The 15369-nt window shown below is 67.1% G+C and carries 14 protein-coding genes and 1 tRNA gene; 4 read left to right on the top strand and 11 right to left on the bottom strand.

Annotated elements, in window-relative coordinates:
- Positions 1 to 21: 21 nt before the first annotated feature.
- Positions 22 to 2106 (top strand): S9 family peptidase, encoded by a 2085-nt coding sequence (locus ABIB58_RS11060; protein ID WP_185225234.1) that lies wholly within the window; start codon positions 22 to 24, stop codon positions 2104 to 2106.
- A 69-nt stretch (positions 2107 to 2175) separates the two neighbouring features.
- Positions 2176 to 4287: a S9 family peptidase gene (locus ABIB58_RS11055; RefSeq protein ID WP_354040896.1), complete on the top strand. Its 2112-nt coding sequence runs from the start codon at positions 2176 to 2178 to the stop codon at positions 4285 to 4287.
- Positions 4288 to 4363: 76 nt separating this feature from the next.
- Here ABIB58_RS11055 and ABIB58_RS11050 read toward each other — a convergent pair whose 3' ends face one another.
- The gene (locus ABIB58_RS11050; protein ID WP_039246031.1) at positions 4364 to 4669 is read right to left on the bottom strand and encodes a hypothetical protein; all 306 of its coding nucleotides are present in this window, start codon (positions 4667 to 4669) and stop codon (positions 4364 to 4366) included.
- A gap of 242 nt (positions 4670 to 4911) precedes the next feature.
- Here ABIB58_RS11050 and ABIB58_RS11045 point away from each other — a divergent pair, with 242 nt between their 5' ends.
- Together ABIB58_RS11045 and ABIB58_RS11040 are read left to right on the top strand one after the other, a co-directional pair.
- Entirely contained in the window at positions 4912 to 6882 is a 1971-nt protein-coding gene (locus ABIB58_RS11045) for an AsmA family protein (protein ID WP_354040894.1), read from the top strand.
- A gap of 61 nt (positions 6883 to 6943) precedes the next feature.
- Positions 6944 to 7795, top strand: a complete 852-nt coding sequence (locus ABIB58_RS11040) for an alpha/beta hydrolase (RefSeq protein ID WP_045810603.1) — start codon at positions 6944 to 6946, stop codon at positions 7793 to 7795.
- Between the two features lie 12 nt (positions 7796 to 7807).
- Here the strand turns inward: ABIB58_RS11040 and ABIB58_RS11035 are convergent.
- The 10 genes from ABIB58_RS11035 to ABIB58_RS10990 all read right to left on the bottom strand — a co-directional run bounded on the left by ABIB58_RS11035 (position 7808) and on the right by ABIB58_RS10990 (position 15365).
- Positions 7808 to 7892 (bottom strand) — tRNA-Leu (locus tag ABIB58_RS11035).
- 54 nt (positions 7893 to 7946) lie between these two features.
- The gene (locus ABIB58_RS11030; RefSeq protein WP_045810602.1) at positions 7947 to 8483 is read right to left on the bottom strand and encodes a CcdC protein domain-containing protein; all 537 of its coding nucleotides are present in this window, start codon (positions 8481 to 8483) and stop codon (positions 7947 to 7949) included.
- A 63-nt stretch (positions 8484 to 8546) separates the two neighbouring features.
- Entirely contained in the window at positions 8547 to 9566 is a 1020-nt protein-coding gene (locus ABIB58_RS11025; protein ID WP_045810601.1) for a fumarylacetoacetate hydrolase family protein, read from the bottom strand.
- A 43-nt stretch (positions 9567 to 9609) separates the two neighbouring features.
- On the bottom strand, positions 9610 to 9876 hold the full coding sequence (locus ABIB58_RS11020) for a hypothetical protein (protein ID WP_017506239.1): 267 nt from the start codon (positions 9874 to 9876) through the stop codon (positions 9610 to 9612).
- 66 nt (positions 9877 to 9942) lie between these two features.
- Entirely contained in the window at positions 9943 to 11007 is a 1065-nt protein-coding gene (locus ABIB58_RS11015) for an isoaspartyl peptidase/L-asparaginase family protein (RefSeq protein WP_354040890.1), read from the bottom strand.
- Between the two features lie 264 nt (positions 11008 to 11271).
- A complete protein-coding gene (locus ABIB58_RS11010) occupies positions 11272 to 11469 on the bottom strand; it encodes a hypothetical protein (RefSeq protein WP_045810598.1) in 198 nt (65 codons plus the stop codon).
- Positions 11470 to 11588: 119 nt separating this feature from the next.
- Complete coding sequence (locus ABIB58_RS11005) at positions 11589 to 11774, bottom strand: hypothetical protein (protein ID WP_039246041.1); 186 nt, start codon at positions 11772 to 11774, stop codon at positions 11589 to 11591.
- Complete coding sequence (gene hppD / locus ABIB58_RS11000; RefSeq protein ID WP_354040887.1) at positions 11775 to 12887, bottom strand: 4-hydroxyphenylpyruvate dioxygenase; 1113 nt, start codon at positions 12885 to 12887, stop codon at positions 11775 to 11777.
- A gap of 158 nt (positions 12888 to 13045) precedes the next feature.
- Positions 13046 to 14638, bottom strand: a complete 1593-nt coding sequence (locus ABIB58_RS10995) for a hypothetical protein (protein ID WP_354040885.1) — start codon at positions 14636 to 14638, stop codon at positions 13046 to 13048.
- Positions 14639 to 14720: 82 nt separating this feature from the next.
- Positions 14721 to 15365 (bottom strand): exopolysaccharide biosynthesis protein, encoded by a 645-nt coding sequence (locus ABIB58_RS10990; RefSeq protein WP_354040883.1) that lies wholly within the window; start codon positions 15363 to 15365, stop codon positions 14721 to 14723.
- Between the last annotated feature and the right edge of the window lie 4 nt (positions 15366 to 15369).

Here is a 15369-nt window from a genome sequence, read left to right as displayed (position 1 = left end):
AAAGCTGTGGGGAATGAAGACATGACGCGTTCACGCTGGATGGCGGCGGTCGCCTTTGGAAGCCTGATCCTGGCCGCGGCGCCCAGCCTGGCGCAGCAGGCCTCGTCCGCGCCGGCCGCCGCCCCCGCCGCCCAAGCGCCCGCATCGCGCGGCCTGTCGCTGAAAGATCTGGCGATGATGGAGCGGGTCAGCGAGCCGCGCGTCTCGCCGGACGGCCGCCAAATCCTCTACGCCGTGCGCACCACCGACTGGGACGGCAACAAGGGCGTCAACGGCCTGTGGCTGGCGGACGTGTCGGGCGGCGAGCCGCGTCGGCTGGCGATTTCCGAAGGCGGCGCCTCGGGCGCGCGCTGGGCGCCGGACGGCGGTGCGATCTATTTCCTGTCGTCGCGGGGCGGATCGAACCAGGTCTGGCGCACGGATGCGGCCGGCATGGCGGCGGCCCAGGTGACGACCCTGCCTTTCGACGTGTCGGGCTTCCGCATCGCGCCGGACGGCAAGTCGTTGGTCCTGGCCGTCTCGGTCTTCGTCGATTGCGACACCCTGGCCTGCACCAAGACCCGGCTGGACGCCCGAGGCAAGTCGACGCTCCAGACCTATGACCGTCTGCCGCTGCGCGACTTCGACCACTGGGTCGATACGCGCCGCACCCATCTGTTCGTCCAGCCGCTGAACGGGTCGGGTTTGAGTGGCGGCGAACCGCGCGATCTGATGGCGGGCCTGGATGCCGATGTCTCGGCCGGCGATTCCAGCTTCGACATTTCTCCGGACGGCCGGACCCTGGTCTACGGAACCCAGACGCAAGGGGCGGGCGAGGCCTTCACCAGCAACAGCGACGTCTTCCGCGTCAGCCTCGACGGCGGCGCGCCGGTCAATCTGACGGAAGGCAACAAGGGATCGGACGGCAATCCGGTCTTCTCTTCGAACGGTCGCCAGCTGGCCTGGCTGTCGGCGCCGCGCGAAAACGTCGGCGGGGATCAGGCGGCGGTCTGGGTGGCTGACGCCGACGGCTCCGGCGCGAGGAAGCTGACCGACTGGGATCGCGGCGCGGGCGGCCTGCAATGGCGCACCGACGGCCGGTCGCTGCTGGTCTCGGCGGCGGACGAGGGCCAGAACCGGCTGTTCTCGGTCGACGCCCGCACCGGCCGGATTACGCCCCTGACCGGCAACGGCACGGTCGGCGCCTATGAGGAGAAGGCCGGGGTCCTGGCCTACGCCCACGAAAGCTTCGTCGCCCCGACCCAGATCTTTGTTCAGACGCGCGGCGAACCCCGCCAGATCAGCCGCCAGAACGCCGAGGTGCTGGCGCAGCTGGACCTGCCGAAAGGCGAGGCCTTCACCTTCGCCGGTTGGAACAATGAGCCGGTGCAGGGCTGGGTGTTCAAGCCGGCGGGCGCGGTCGAGGGGCGGCGCTATCCGGCGGTCTATCTGATCCACGGCGGCCCGAAATCGCCCTGGACCGAGAACTGGTCCTACCGCTGGAACCCGCAGGTCTATACGGCGGCGGGCTATGCGGTGGTGATGGTCAACTTCCACGGCTCGCCCGGTTACGGCCAGGCCTTCACCGACGCGATCAACGATCACTGGGGCGACCGGCCGCTGGAGGATCTGCAGAAGGGCTGGGCGGCGGCGCTGTCGAACAATCCGTGGATCGACGGCGACCGGGCCTGTGCGCTGGGCGCCTCCTACGGCGGCTATATGGTCAATATGATCGCCGGCAAGTGGAACGGGCCGTGGCGCTGCCTGGTCAACCACGCCGGGGTGTTCGACGTTCCGCAGCTGATGAACGCCATGGATATCGGCAACTTCATCTGGGAGTTCGGCGGACCGAGCTGGGAGCGCAAGGCCGTCTATGACGCCTTCAACCCTGAGACCTACGCCGGCGACTGGAACAAGCCGATGCTGGTGCTGCATGGCTCCAAGGACTTCCGCGTGCCGATGGAGCAGGGGCTGGCGACCTTCTCGGCGCTTCAGCGTCAGGGCGTGCCCAGCCGCTTCGTCCATGTGCCGGACGAGAACCACTGGGTGCTGAAGCCCCGCACCTGGGTCGACTGGCAGCAGGAAATCCTGGATTGGGTGGGCCGCTATACGGCGCCGGCGGGCTGAGCGACCCATTGACGCGCCTTGGCAGGGTGCTACGCCTCGCGGCCAGAAAGCTTCGCGAGGAAGATCTTGATGCGTCACCGTTCCCTTCTGTCCGCCGCCTGCGCGGCTGTTGCGCTGATGAGCGCCGCGCCGACCCTGGCCCAGGTGCCGCCCGCGCCGGTTCCGGCCGCGCCCGCGACGCCTGACGCCTTCACCTATCAGGACATGATCTCGGCCAACCGGCTGGGCGATCCGCAGGTGTCGCCGGACGGCCGCTATGTCGTCTATTCGGTCACGACCACCGATGTTCAGGCCAACAGCCGCGCCGGCAGCCTGTGGATCCTGGACCTGAACGCACCGGACACGGCGCCGCGCCGCCTGGCCATCTCGGATCAGGGCGCCAACACCGCGCGCTGGGGCGGGGACGGCAATCTGTACTTCCTGTCGGGCAAGTCGGGCGCGAGCCAGGTCTGGCGCGTGGCCTCGCCCACATCGGCGCCGGTGCAGGTGACCAACCTGCCCACCGACGTGAACGCCTATCGGATCAGTCCGTCGGGCGACAAGGTGGCGGTGTCGCTGGCCGTCTATCCGAACGCGGCCGACCTGAACGCCTCGGTCCAGCAGGGCAAGGCCATCGCCGAGCAGAAGACGACGGGCCAGGTCTATGACCGCATGTTCGTGCGTCACTGGGACACCTGGAACGACCACACCCAGAACCACCTGTTCGTTCAGTCGATCGGCCGTGACGGCAAGGCCACGGGCACGCCGGTCTGGATCACCAAGGGCTTTGACGGCGACACGCCCTCCAAACCCTTCGGCGACGAAAGCGAGTTCGTCTTCACGCCGGCGGGAGACGCCGTGGTCTTCTCGGCGCGTCTCGCCGGTCAGACCGAGCCGTGGAGCACCAACTTCGACCTGTGGAAGACCAACGGCCTGTCGGGCGACGGCACCTTCACCAACCTGACCGACGGCAACGACGCCTGGGACACCGGCCCGGTCTTCTCGCCGGACGGACGGACCCTGGCCTATCGCGCCATGGCGCGGCCGGGCTTCGAGGCCGATCGCTATCAGATCGTGCTGATGGACGTCGAAACGGGCCAGAAGCGCGAGATCGCCTCGAACTGGGATCGCTCGGTCGACACGCTGCAATGGTCGCGCGACGGCCAGACGCTTTACACGACGGCGGGCGACGTCGGCTCGACCAAGCTGTTTTCGGTGGATACGCGCAACGGCGTGGTGACGCCGATCACGGGCGCGGGCCACGTTTCGGCCTTCCAGCAGACGCCGTCGGGCTTCGTCTTCGCCCAGGACAGCCTGCGCGAGCCGGGCGACCTGTATTTCAAGACCTATCTGGGTCGCGAAATGCCGCGTCGTCTGACGCAGTCCAACCCCGCCTTCGCCGCCAAACAGTTCGGCGAGTATGAGCAGTTCAGCTTCGCCGGCTGGAACAACGAGACGGTCCACGGCTATGTCATCAAGCCGGCCGGATACGTGGAGGGCCGCAAATATCCGGTCGCCTTTTTGATCCACGGCGGGCCGCAGGGTTCGTTCGGGGACGGCTGGTCCTATCGCTGGAACCCCGAGACCTATGCGGGCGCGGGCTATGCGGTGGTGATGATCGATTTCCACGGCTCGACCGGCTACGGCCAGGCCTTCACCGACGCGATCAGCCAGCACTGGGGCGACCGCCCGCTGGAAGACCTGCAGAAGGGCTGGGCGGCGGCTCAGGCGAAATACAGCTTCCTGGACGGCGACAACGCCTGTGCGCTGGGCGCCTCCTACGGCGGCTATCTGATCAACTGGATCGCCGGCAACTGGTCCAATGAATTCAAGTGCCTGGTCAACCACGACGGCGTCTTCGATACCTTCGGCATGGGCTATTCCACCGAAGAGCTGTGGTTCACCGAGTGGGAACACGGCGGCACGCCTTGGGACAAGCCCGAGGGCTATCAGAAGTTCAACCCGGCCAACCACGTCGATAACTGGAAGACGCCGATGCTGGTGGTTCAGGGCGACCGCGACTTCCGCATCCCGACCGCCCAGGGCCTGTCGACCTTCACCGCCCTGCAACGGCGCGGCATCGACAGCCGTCTGATCGTCTTCCCTAACGAAAACCACTGGGTGCTGAAGCCGGCCAACAGCCTGCAATGGCACAATGAGGTGTTCGGCTGGCTGAACAAATATCTGACGCCGGCGCAGTAACAGGCGTCCGTTCAGACGACAAAAAAGGGGCGCGGTCCGACGACCGCGCCCCTTTTTCATGCCCTTTTGTTCGGGATCAGAGCGCCGCGCGCTGCATCGGCGCCCCGGCCAGACGGTCATACTGATGCGCGGTCATGCAGCGCGGCGCGGCCCATCGCTGGCCCGACTGATAGGCGGCGACCGCCTGTTGCGCGGTGACGAAGCTCGGCGTCGCGCCGTGGTCGCGTTGATAGGCCGTGCGCGAGGCCACATCGGTTCCGCATACCCTGACGGTTTGCAGCACGGCCGCGCGCTCGGCGGGGCGCGGACTTTGCGCCAGCGCCGGCGTCGTTGCGGTCGCCAGGGCGGCGGCGATCAGGGCGGGGGTCAGAAAACGGGTCATCGGCAATCCTCCACGGCCTGAATTAAGATCAGGACTCTGATGAATTATGCGCCGATCCTGAGATTTGTAAAGATTATGCGACAACTTCGCGTCAAATCGACGACAAGCTGACCCGGCGGCGCCAAACCGAAGCTGGTGCGTTTCCTCTGGCTGACGGAGACGAGCGATTGTCGAACCCACGGAATTGGCGCACTTTTCGGGCAGACCTGAACCAGCGGGCGTGGGCCCCGGCCGGGGCGCGTTTGCGTACCTGGCGCGACTGGGTGCGCGACAACGATCCCGTCTATGCGGCGGCTCGACGACTGGGGACGGCGGAAAAATGGGCGGCGGGCGTGGTCCTGGTCGTCGTGGCGGCCGTGGTTCTCTTCCTGGCCCTGTTCGACTGGAACATGCTGCGCGGGCCCATCGGCCGCTGGGCCTCCGTCAAATACGATCGCGAAATCGCCCTGACCGGCGATCTGGACGTCAATCTGTTCAGTTGGACGCCGTCCGCCGTGGTGCGGGGGCTGAAAATCGGTGGCCCCGACTGGGCGCGCGATCGCGACACGGCCGACGTCGATGAGGTCCAGGCCTCGGTTCGGCTGAGAAAGCTGCTGGCCGGTCAGGTGGAGATGCCCCTGCTGAGCTTCACCCGGCCCAGGGTCGTGCTGATTTCCACCAAGGACGGCCGCAAGAGCTGGCAGCTGAATCCCAACAAGCCCGATGACGGCGAAGGGCTGAACCTGCCGGTCATCCAACAACTGGTGATCAGGGACGGCCAACTGACCTTTGAGGAACAGCGGCGCGGACTGACGCTGGAGGCGGCGGTCAATGCGCGCGAGGCGTCCAGCGGCCAGGCCGGTTTCGCGCTGGACGGGCGGGGCGACGTGCGCGGCGCGCCCATGACCGTCAGGATCGAGGGCGGCCCCTTCATCAACATCCGGCGCGACCGTCCCTATCGGTTCGAGGCGGATGTGACCGGCGCGGACTCGTCCCTGGTCGCCAAGGGGGCGATCACCCGGCCCTTCGATCTGGGGCGGTTTGATGCGACCATGACGATCCAGGGCCGCAATATGTCGGACCTCTATCTGCTGACCGGCGTCGCCCTGCCCAATACGCCGCCGTACCGGCTGTCGGGCGCGCTGAACCGCGATCGGCGGGTCTGGACCTTCAAGGATTTCGACGGACGCGTCGGCGCGTCCGATCTGTCGGGCGAGGTAAAGGTTCAGTCGGGCCAGCGGCTGCGCGTCGACGCCGACCTGACCTCGCGTCGCCTGGACATCGACGATCTGGCCGCTGTCCTGGGCGCGCGGACCCGGACCAATGCGGCGGGCACCGACACCGAGGCGCCGGTCGTGGTCGGCGGCAAGCTGCTGCCGGACGCCAAGCTGCAGACCGAACGGCTGCAGACCATGGACGGCACCCTGTCCTATCGGGCCGGATCGGTGAAGGCGAACGCCTTCGACGTGCGTCAGGTGAACCTGGGCGCCGACCTGAAGGACGGCATCCTGAAGCTGGACCCGATCAGCTTTGACTTCAATCGCGGCGCGCTGAACGGCACGGCGCGGATCGATGCGACCAAGGACACCCCCTACAGCACCGTCGATCTGCGTCTGGCGGGCTATCCGCTGGAGTCCATCATCCCGGCCCGCAACGGCTCGGCGCCCGTCACGGGAAGGGCGCTGGGCCGGGCCAAGCTGGAGGGACCGGGCGCCTCGATTCATGATTTCGCCGCCGCGTCGAAAGGCTCGCTCAGCCTGGTGGTGCCGAACGGCAAGATGCGGGCGGCCTTCGCCGAACTGCTGGGCATCAACGCCAGCGCGGGCCTGCTGAAGCTGTTGAGCGGCGACCAGTCCGAAAGCCAGATCCGCTGCGCCGTCGCCGATTTCAACGTCAGCGGCGGCACGGCGACCGCCCGCACCTTCGTCATCGACACCGATGTGGTGCTGGCCCAGGGCAAGGGCAGCATCAACCTGGGCGCCGAAACGATGAACCTGCGGATCGAGGGGGAATCCAAGAAGCCGCGACTGTTGCGCCTGTGGGCGCCGATCACCGTGTCCGGCCCGCTGACCGCACCCAAGGTTGGGGTCGATGTCGGTTCGGTCGTGTCGCAGGGCGGTCTGGCGGGCCTGCTGGGCGCGGTGGTGGCGCCGGTGACGGCCCTGTTCGCCTTCGTCGATCCGGGGCTGGCCGAGGACGCCGACTGCGGCCGGCTGATCGCCAACGCCCGCTGATCGTTGATGACGACGACCGATCCGGCGATCCGAGCGTATTGTGGGTGATGGAGCCTTTCGCATGACACGCCGTGGACTGTTCGCGCCTGCCCTTGGGCTTCTCGCCGCCGCTTGCTCGCCGCTGAGCCTGCTGAACACCCTGGGACCGAGGGATGGCGGGGTGCGCCGCGTCGCGCGCGACATCCCCTATGGCGACGATCCGCGCCAGCAGATGGATCTCTATGCGCCGACGGCGCCCGGCCCCTATCCGACCCTGGTCTTCTTCTATGGCGGCGGCTGGGATTCGGGCTCGCGCAGCCAGTATGGCTGGGCGGCGCAAGCTTTGGCGGCGCGCGGGTTCGTGGTCGCCCTGCCGGACTACCGCATCGTTCCCCAGGTCGTCTTCCCGGCCTTCATCGAGGACGCCGCCGCCGCCACGGCCAAGGCGGCCGAGGTGGTCGGTCAATATGGCGGCGATCCGGCGCGGCTTGGCGTGCTGGGCCATTCGGCGGGCGCGCATCTGGCGATGATGATCGCTCTGGACCGACGCTATATGGCCGCCGTCGGCCGGCCCGATCTAATCAAGGCGGCCGCGGGTCTCGCGGGCCCCTACGACTTCCTGCCGTTCGACGTGGCGGCGTCGCAGAACGCCTTCGGCCGTGCGCCCGATCCGACCCTGACCCAGCCCGTGACCTTCGTGCGCCGTGACGCCCCGCCGATCTGGCTGGGCCACGGCACGGCCGACACGGTGGTCCACGACGAGGACACGGTCATTCTGGACGAGCGGATGCGCGCGGTTGGCGGGCGCTCGGAGGCCAAGCTTTATCCAGGTCTGGACCACGCCGACCTGATCGCGACCTTCTCGCCCCTGTTCCGCAAGAAGGCGACGGTGCTGGCCGATGTGACGGACTTCTTCCACCGGCAGCTGGGCTGAACCGAAGAAGAATGGTGCGGGCGGCCGGGGTCGAACCGGCACTCCTTTCGGAACTGGATTTTGAGTCCAGCGCGTCTACCAATTCCACCACGCCCGCAGCGGAAGGACCGCCTCATGCCACAGAGGCGAAGGCCGCGTCCAGCCCGAAGCGTTAGGCCGCGACTTCCATATGGCTGTCCGTGCCGCCGGACTGGATGCGGCGAGCGCGGATGTACATTTCGACGCGCTGCATGACGATCAGGCCCATGGCGAAGACCAGGAAGGCGTCGGTGACGGCCAGGGCGTTCAGGTGCCAAGCGGCGGCGTGGCTTTCGATCAGGTCGCGCAGCAGCGACCGACCGGCGAACAGCACGACCAGCAGGATAAGCCCCAGCGGCGAGGCCTGGGCCATCAGGGAGCCGTCCGGCTCCTTTTCGATGGTGACGGTCTTGCCGCGATACCAGCCGGCGACGCCGCCTAGGAGGCCGCCGATGGCCAGAACCGCCCAGGCGCCGGGGCCGAACGGCGCATGGGCCATGTTCGGGTTCTGCGCCGACCCCCAGATGCCCAGGCCGATCAACGGCAGGACGATGGCCGGCATGACCCATAGCAGCTGCGGCTTCAGCACGCGCTTCCGACGATTCTTTAGCAGCACGACCACCAGCATGATCGGGATCATGAGCAGCGGAATCAGTTTTTCAGGCGGCACGTCGTCTCTCCCCAAAGACAGGATGCGGCCTCCCCCGAGGCCGCTGTCGGCACCCTAGCGGCGTCAGTCCGCGCTGGATAGCGGCGCGACTGTCTGTTCGATGGCGCCGAAGATCGAATGATGACGGTCGTCCAGCATTTCGATCCGCACCGTGTCGCCGTGTTTCAGGAAGGGCGTCTCGGCGGCGCCGCGCAGGATCGTCTCGACGGTGCGGACCTCGGCGATGCAGGAATAGCCCAGGCCGCCTTCCGAGACCGGCTTGCCGGGGCCGCCGTCGGCGTCCTTGTTCGACACCGTGCCCGAGCCGATGATGGTCCCGGCGCCCAGCGACCGGGTCTTGGCCAGGTGGGCGATCAGGGTTCCGAAGTCGAAGGTCATGTCGACGCCGGCGTCGGCCTTGCCGAAATCCTGGCCATTCAGTTGCACCGAAAGGGCGCCGTGCAGCTTGCCGTCCTTCCATCGGTCGCCCAGCGCGGCGGGCGTGACCACAACCGGCGACAGGGCGCTGGCGGGCTTGGACTGGACGAAGCCGAACCCCTTTGCCAGTTCGGCCGGGATCAGGTTGCGCAGGCTTACGTCATTGACCAGGCCGATCAGGCGAATGGCGTCGAGCGCCTGTTCGCGCGTCGCGCCCTGCGGCACGTCGCCGACGACCACCACGATCTCGGCCTCCAGGTCGCAGCCCCAAGCCTCGTCGGCCAGCGGGATCGGATCGCGCGGCGACAGGAAGCTGTCGGAGCCGCCCTGATACATCAGCGGGTCGGTCCAGAAGCTCTCGGGCATTTCGGCGCCGCGCGCGCGTCGCACAAGCTCGACGTGGTTCACATAGGCCGAGCCGTCCGCCCACTGATAGGCGCGGGGCAGCGGCGACGCGGCGTCGCGTTCGTGGAAGCGGCCGCGCGGCACGGCCTCATGCTCCAGGCTTTCGGCCAAGGCCTCGAGGCGAGGGCCGCAGCGGTCCCAGTCATCCAGCGCCGCCTGCAGCGTCGGGGCGATCAGGAAGGCGTCGGTGAACCAGTTCAGGTCTTGCGAGACGACAACGAGGCGGCCGTCGCGGCCGTGCTTGAGCGAGGCGAGTTTCATGACCAAGGCCTAGACCGGATTTGCGATGTTGGGAACGGCGGAATCAGTCGGCGGCCGTCAGCAAGGCGCGGGCCTCGGCGCCGGTGCGGGCGGCGCGGTCGCGGACCTCGACCTCGACGATGACGCCGCCCTCGGGCTCGACGGCCCACAGGTAGCGACGCTCGACCTCGACCGTGCGGCCGGATGGGGCGAACCCCTCATAGCTGTCGCCCCAGGGGGTGATCTTCCTGACCTCGACGAAGGGCATGGCGCAGGCGGCGTCCAACTCCTCGTTGGCCATCACGGTCAGTTCGTCATCGGATGCAGGCATGGGGCTCGGTCTGGGAAAAAAGAGAGTCTAATTCGTCTAATTAGTCTAATTAGTCTGAACGGGCGCTCAGGGTTCGTCGGCGTAGATGGCGACGCGGGCGGGGTCGGTCGAGGAGACCGCGCCGCGATACATGCCCGATGTGGACATGGCGAAGGCCGGGCGGCCATCGAGGCCCATGACGATGACGCCGCCCTTGCCGCCCAGACGATCGGCGTCGGCGATCTCCGCCTGACCGGCGGCCTGCGTCGCCGCGCCTGCCGCAATCCGGGCGCAGATGTCGCGAGCGACGGTGGCGCGGATGAAATATTCGCCGTCGCCGGTGGCGGACACCGCGCAGCCGTCGGCGTTGGAGGCGTAGGTGCCGGCGCCGATGATCGGCACGTCCCCGACCCGGCCCCAGCGTTTGGCGGTCATGCCCCCGGTCGAGGTGGCAGCGGCGAGGCGGCCCTGGCTGTCCAGCGCCACGGCGCCGACCGTGCCGAACTTCTTCTCGTTCAGGGGCGGGGCGATCTCGGCTTGGGCGCCCGGTAGAGGCGCGCCGGCGGGGCGCTCGGGGATCGGCTGGCCGGCCTCGGTCAGGGCCTTGACCAGCCCCTGCCAGCGCCGCTCGGTGAAGAAGAAGGACGGATCGACCTGCTCCAGCCCGACCGAGGCGGCGAAGGCGTCGGCGCCAGGGCCGATCAGCATGACGTGGGGCGACCGCTCCATCACTGCGCGGGCGGCGGCGATGGGGTGACGCGTGGTGGTCAGGCCGGCGACCGACCCGGCGGTCAGGTCCGAGCCGTTCATGACGGCGGCGTCCAGCTCGTTACGGCCGGCGGCGGTGAAGACCGCCCCGCGCCCGGCGTTGAACAGGGGATCGTCCTCCATGACCTGAACGGCGGCCTGGACCGCATCCAGCGCCGAGCCGCCGCTTTTCAGCACGGCCGACCCCGCGTCCAGCGCGCCTTGCAGCGCCGCGCGATAGGCCGCGTCCTGCTCGGGCGTCAGGCTGGACCGCTCGATCACGCCCGCCCCGCCGTGGATCGCCAGCGACCACTGCGGCGCGGCGTCCTGGGCATTGGTCTGGGCGTGGGCCGAGGAAAAACACAGTGCAAAGAGTGCAATCAGTGCCGAACAGGCGATGCGCATCGTGAACCTCCTCCGCGCCGAAAATACAGTGCAATCGGTGCACTTTACCCCAAGGACGCCGGTCGATCGCAGTGTAACGCCGCGTTCGGGCGTGTCAGGTCGATTGGCCAAAGAAAACTGGAAACGCCGAAAGATCAGAGGGTTGGATCACGGCGATAGGATATTTGCAGATGAGGGACGCAGCCTTGCTGTGCCGCAGGGCCGCTTTCAGACAAACGGATGGGGCGGTAATCAGCCAAGCTCGGGCCTCATCGGCCGAGGGACTCAGTGGCGGCTGCGCGTCTTTTTCAAGCGGTCCACGAGCATCGCTCCGCTAGACGTCAGCAAGCACATTGGCACAATCCACGGCTGATACTGTTCGCCGCTGCTCCCATAATGCACAAGCAAGGCGACGATGATTGTCGCCAGCGTCCAGAGCGAAAGAGTGGCGTAGGCGACAAGTAAGACTGGATCGCGGGTCATCTGAGGCTATCCAAGGTTGCGCCTGAAGTCTGACCAAACTTTCTTGCAGTTGTCCACCCAAAGGCCTGTCCACTCGGAGTAAAACTCCCTCCCCGTAGAGGGCCGATGTCTGGCCCGCCTCACCCTCGGTGGTGCAGCCTTTTCCACACCTGATAGCCGACGATAGGGGCGAAACCGCAGAGGAGGGCGGCGATCAGGACCATCCAGAAGCCGCCGCCCAGCCAGACTTCGCCGGCCAGGGCCCCGGCGCCGGCCGCCAGGACCGGGCCGAGCCAGGGCAGCCAGGTCGGCGGCCGCATTTTCATTCAGGCGTCGACCTTGATGACGCCGCGACGAATCTGGTCCAGCTCGATAGAATCGAACAGGGCTTGGAAGTTGCCGTTGCCGAAGCCTTCGTTGCCCTTGCGCTGGATGATCTCGAAGAAGATCGGGCCGAAGGTGTCCTGGGTGAAGATCTGCAGCAGCAGGCCTTCCTCGTCCGAACCGTCGATCAGGATGCGGTTCTTGCGCATCCGCTCCACGTCCTCGCCATGGTTGGGCAGGCGTTTGTCGATCAGTTCGAAATAGGTCTCGATCGTGTCCTGGAAGGCGACGCCGCGTTCCTTCATCGCCTCGACCGTCTCGAAGATGTTTTCGGTCGTCAGGGCGATGTGCTGGATGCCTTCGCCGTTGTAGCGACGAATGAACTCCTCGATCTGGGAGTTCTCGTCCTGGCTTTCGTTCAGCGGGATGCGGATGGCGCGGTCGGGCGCGATCATGGCCTGGGAGAACAGGCCCGTCGCCTTGCCCTTGATGTCGAAATACTTCTGCTCTTCGAAGTTGAAGATCGAGTTGTAGAAGCCCGACCAGGTGCGCATCTGGCCGCGACGGACGTTGTGGGTCAGGTGGTCCAGGACCTCCAGGCCCATCGAGTTCTTGCGCTCGGCCTCTTCCCAGCCCTCGATCTCGTCCCAGGCGTCATAGAGCGAGCCGGCGTCGCCATACTGGTCGATGACATAGAGCAGCGAGCCGCCGATGCCTTGCAGGATGTAGGGGTAGTCGTCGCCCAGCGCGCCGCCGGCGGCGTCCGTCGCGGCGACGGCGCCGCGGGCCAGCGCGCCCTCGTAGGCGGCCTTGGCGTCGGTGGTGCGGAAGGCCATGCCGTTGGCGGACGGGCCGTGATCCCTGGCGAAGTCGGCGGCCTGACCCTTGGGCGAACGTTGCACCAGGAAGCTGATGTCGCCCTGTTTCAGGCGCACCACGTCGGTCTTGGGGTTCACGTGCGTCTGGGTGAAGCCCATCAGCTCCAGGCGCGAAATCATCGCCTCGGGCTCGGGGCCGGTGAATTCGACGAACTCGAAACCGTCGACGCCGAGGGGGTTTTCCTGGTCGATCTGTTCCGCCGTGGCCAGATCTTGGGCCTGGGTCATGTCGTTCATGGCGCGTCTCCCGCGTAGCTTTTGAGGCGGGCTTAACCGAAAGGGGCCGCCGATTGGCGCGGAACCTAGTCACAGAAGACGACGGAGCCAAGACGAAGCCACGGGGTCGTGATGACGGACGAGCGTGCGAGTAACGTTAAAGCCAAATTATCAAGAACTCAGGTGCGTCGCGCCCTGAGGTCCGGCATCGCATCCACGGCCCAGAGATCGGGGGCTTTAAGCGGGGCCTTGCAGACAGCCTCGACCGTCTTGCCGTCCGCCAGTGTGTAACGGATGGGCAGGTTTTCGGCGCAACGGGCCTGGACGGCCTGGAAGACGCCCTGACCGTTCAACATCGGGTCCAGATCTTCGATCGCGACGACGACGGGATCGCCGGACAGGGCGCCGCATCGGTCGCCGGAGTCCAGCTTGATCCGGCCGTTGTCTGTAGAGAAGCCGCCCTCGCCGCCGCAGTTCTGATCGACCATGTGGAACAGAGCGGCCTGACGGAGGTCACGCGGGGTGGGTCGATTGACCAGGGTGACGCCCAGCGCGGAGAGGCGGGTCTGTATGCCGGCCCAACGTTCCGGACCCGGACCGTCCAGCAGGACGGCGACAGCCGTGTCTGGCGTCAGGCGGCTGCGGAAGTCCGCCACGCCATAGCCGTCTCCCGCGCGACCGGACTGAAGCATGGCCTTCCAGATGTCGAAGATGTCCGTGCGGCCGTTGGAGGCGCGGCGGCTCTCCAGGTCCGCGATCCACTGCACGACGACCCCGCAGTGGTAGATGGCGTTTCCGGTGCGCAGGCGCTGTTCCGTGTCAGGGCGCTCGCCTAAGGCGGCGCGACAACCGTTCAACCGTCGCGCCAGCGAGGTTTTCAACTGAGCCTCGTCGATCGTTCCCGTGGACAGGGCGGCGATCAATGCGCCGTATTCGGCCCCGCCCTCATGCAGCCAAGGCGCGCTGACGCCGTCCTTGGTCGTCACCGCATGGCTGTTCCACAGGTGCAGCGTCTCGTGCCAGACGAAGGTGGACAGCTGTTCGATCACATCGGGCGGTGGCGCGGACCAGTCCGAGCCATGAAAGCGCAGGGAGATGACGCCATTGTCGGTCACATCGCCCCGATATGTCGTCGGACCGGGGCTGTCGGTGGTGACGATCAGGGTCGGCGTATAGGGCAGGTCGCGGCCGAGGCGAGCGCCATAGAATCCCTGGGCCGCCAGAAAACCTTCGCTCATCGCGGTGTGCAGGGACGCGGGAACGGTGTCCCCGACGACGACCACGCCGCAGTCATCCTGCGTCACGGCCGAGGTCGGTCCGACATAGACGTAGCTTTGGATCGCGTCGGATTGCGGCGTGACGGTTTCACCTGCGGCCGCCCTGACGGTCAGTTCGGCGTCCATGTCCTTCAGCGCCAGCGCGGGCCCATAAAGGCTCTGGCCCGACCCCACCCGCACCAGGCCGATATAGACGCGGTCCACCTCGGCCGCGTCAGGCACGATCAGAATTTCGAAGGCGTCGAACGGCTGGTCGGACTTCACGACGCCGTCCGAAAGGGACACGCCGGGGGTCTTCACCGTCCAGAGGGTGCGGATAATGTCCTGGTCCACAAAGGCCACCTCGGTGGTCGGCTGGGCCAGCTTCCAGGTCACCAGAACGCCGCCCGGCGCGGTGCGCGCCTCGATCGTCGCGGCCTGTTGAGCCGAGGCGGGGGCGGCGGCTGCGAAAACGAGGCCGATTGCGGTGACGAGGCCGATCAGATTCGAGGTCAAGTCTTCGGGCTCCCACCACCAAGCGTGAGCATACTGACTAAAACAACTGAGGCGATTTGACGGCCGGTACCTTTCGGTTGCGTCAGCCCGGCAGCCAGCGCGTCGCCCATTCGGCGCCCATCAGAAGGCCGGTCCCAAGCGCGCCCAGGAGGGTCAGCCAGACGGTGGCGACGGCGCAGCCGGCGAGGACGAACAGGCCGTCGCGCTGGATCAGGCCGACCGACAACAGGGCCAGGGCGATCGACGGGATGGTGTTGGTCAGAGGCATGACGATGGTCACGGTCGCCAGGATCATGAAGACGGCGGCCAGTTTCTCGCCCGGGCCATCGGCAAAGCGACGCAGGCGGGGGCGCGACAGCCGGTCGATCCAGCCCAGTTTGGTTTCGGCGAAATCGGCCATGGCCTTCAGCCACGATCCCTTGCACCGCAGGTTCAGGAACCAGCGCGGCAGCCAAGGCTCCTCGCGCCCGACCAGCATCTGGCCAGCCAGCAGAATGACGATCAGCCCGACCACCTGCGGCACGCCGTAGAGGCCCGGCACGAGGCAGGGGATTGAGAGCAGCAGGATCAACAGGCCGTAGGCGCGCTCGTCCAGCCGGTCGCGGATCTCGTGCAGGGTCAGGCCCGCGTCGCTGCCGTCGTCGGCCAGCCGCCGCAGCAGGCGGGTGACATTATGGCTGACGTCGTCCTGCTGGACCGTGGACGGGGAAGAGGCGGGGGTCGTCATTCAG

Source organism: Brevundimonas sp. UYEF29 (assembly GCF_040546195.1).
GTDB lineage: Bacteria > Pseudomonadota > Alphaproteobacteria > Caulobacterales > Caulobacteraceae > Brevundimonas > Brevundimonas huaxiensis.
This window is presented reverse-complemented; position numbering and strand designations above follow the sequence as displayed.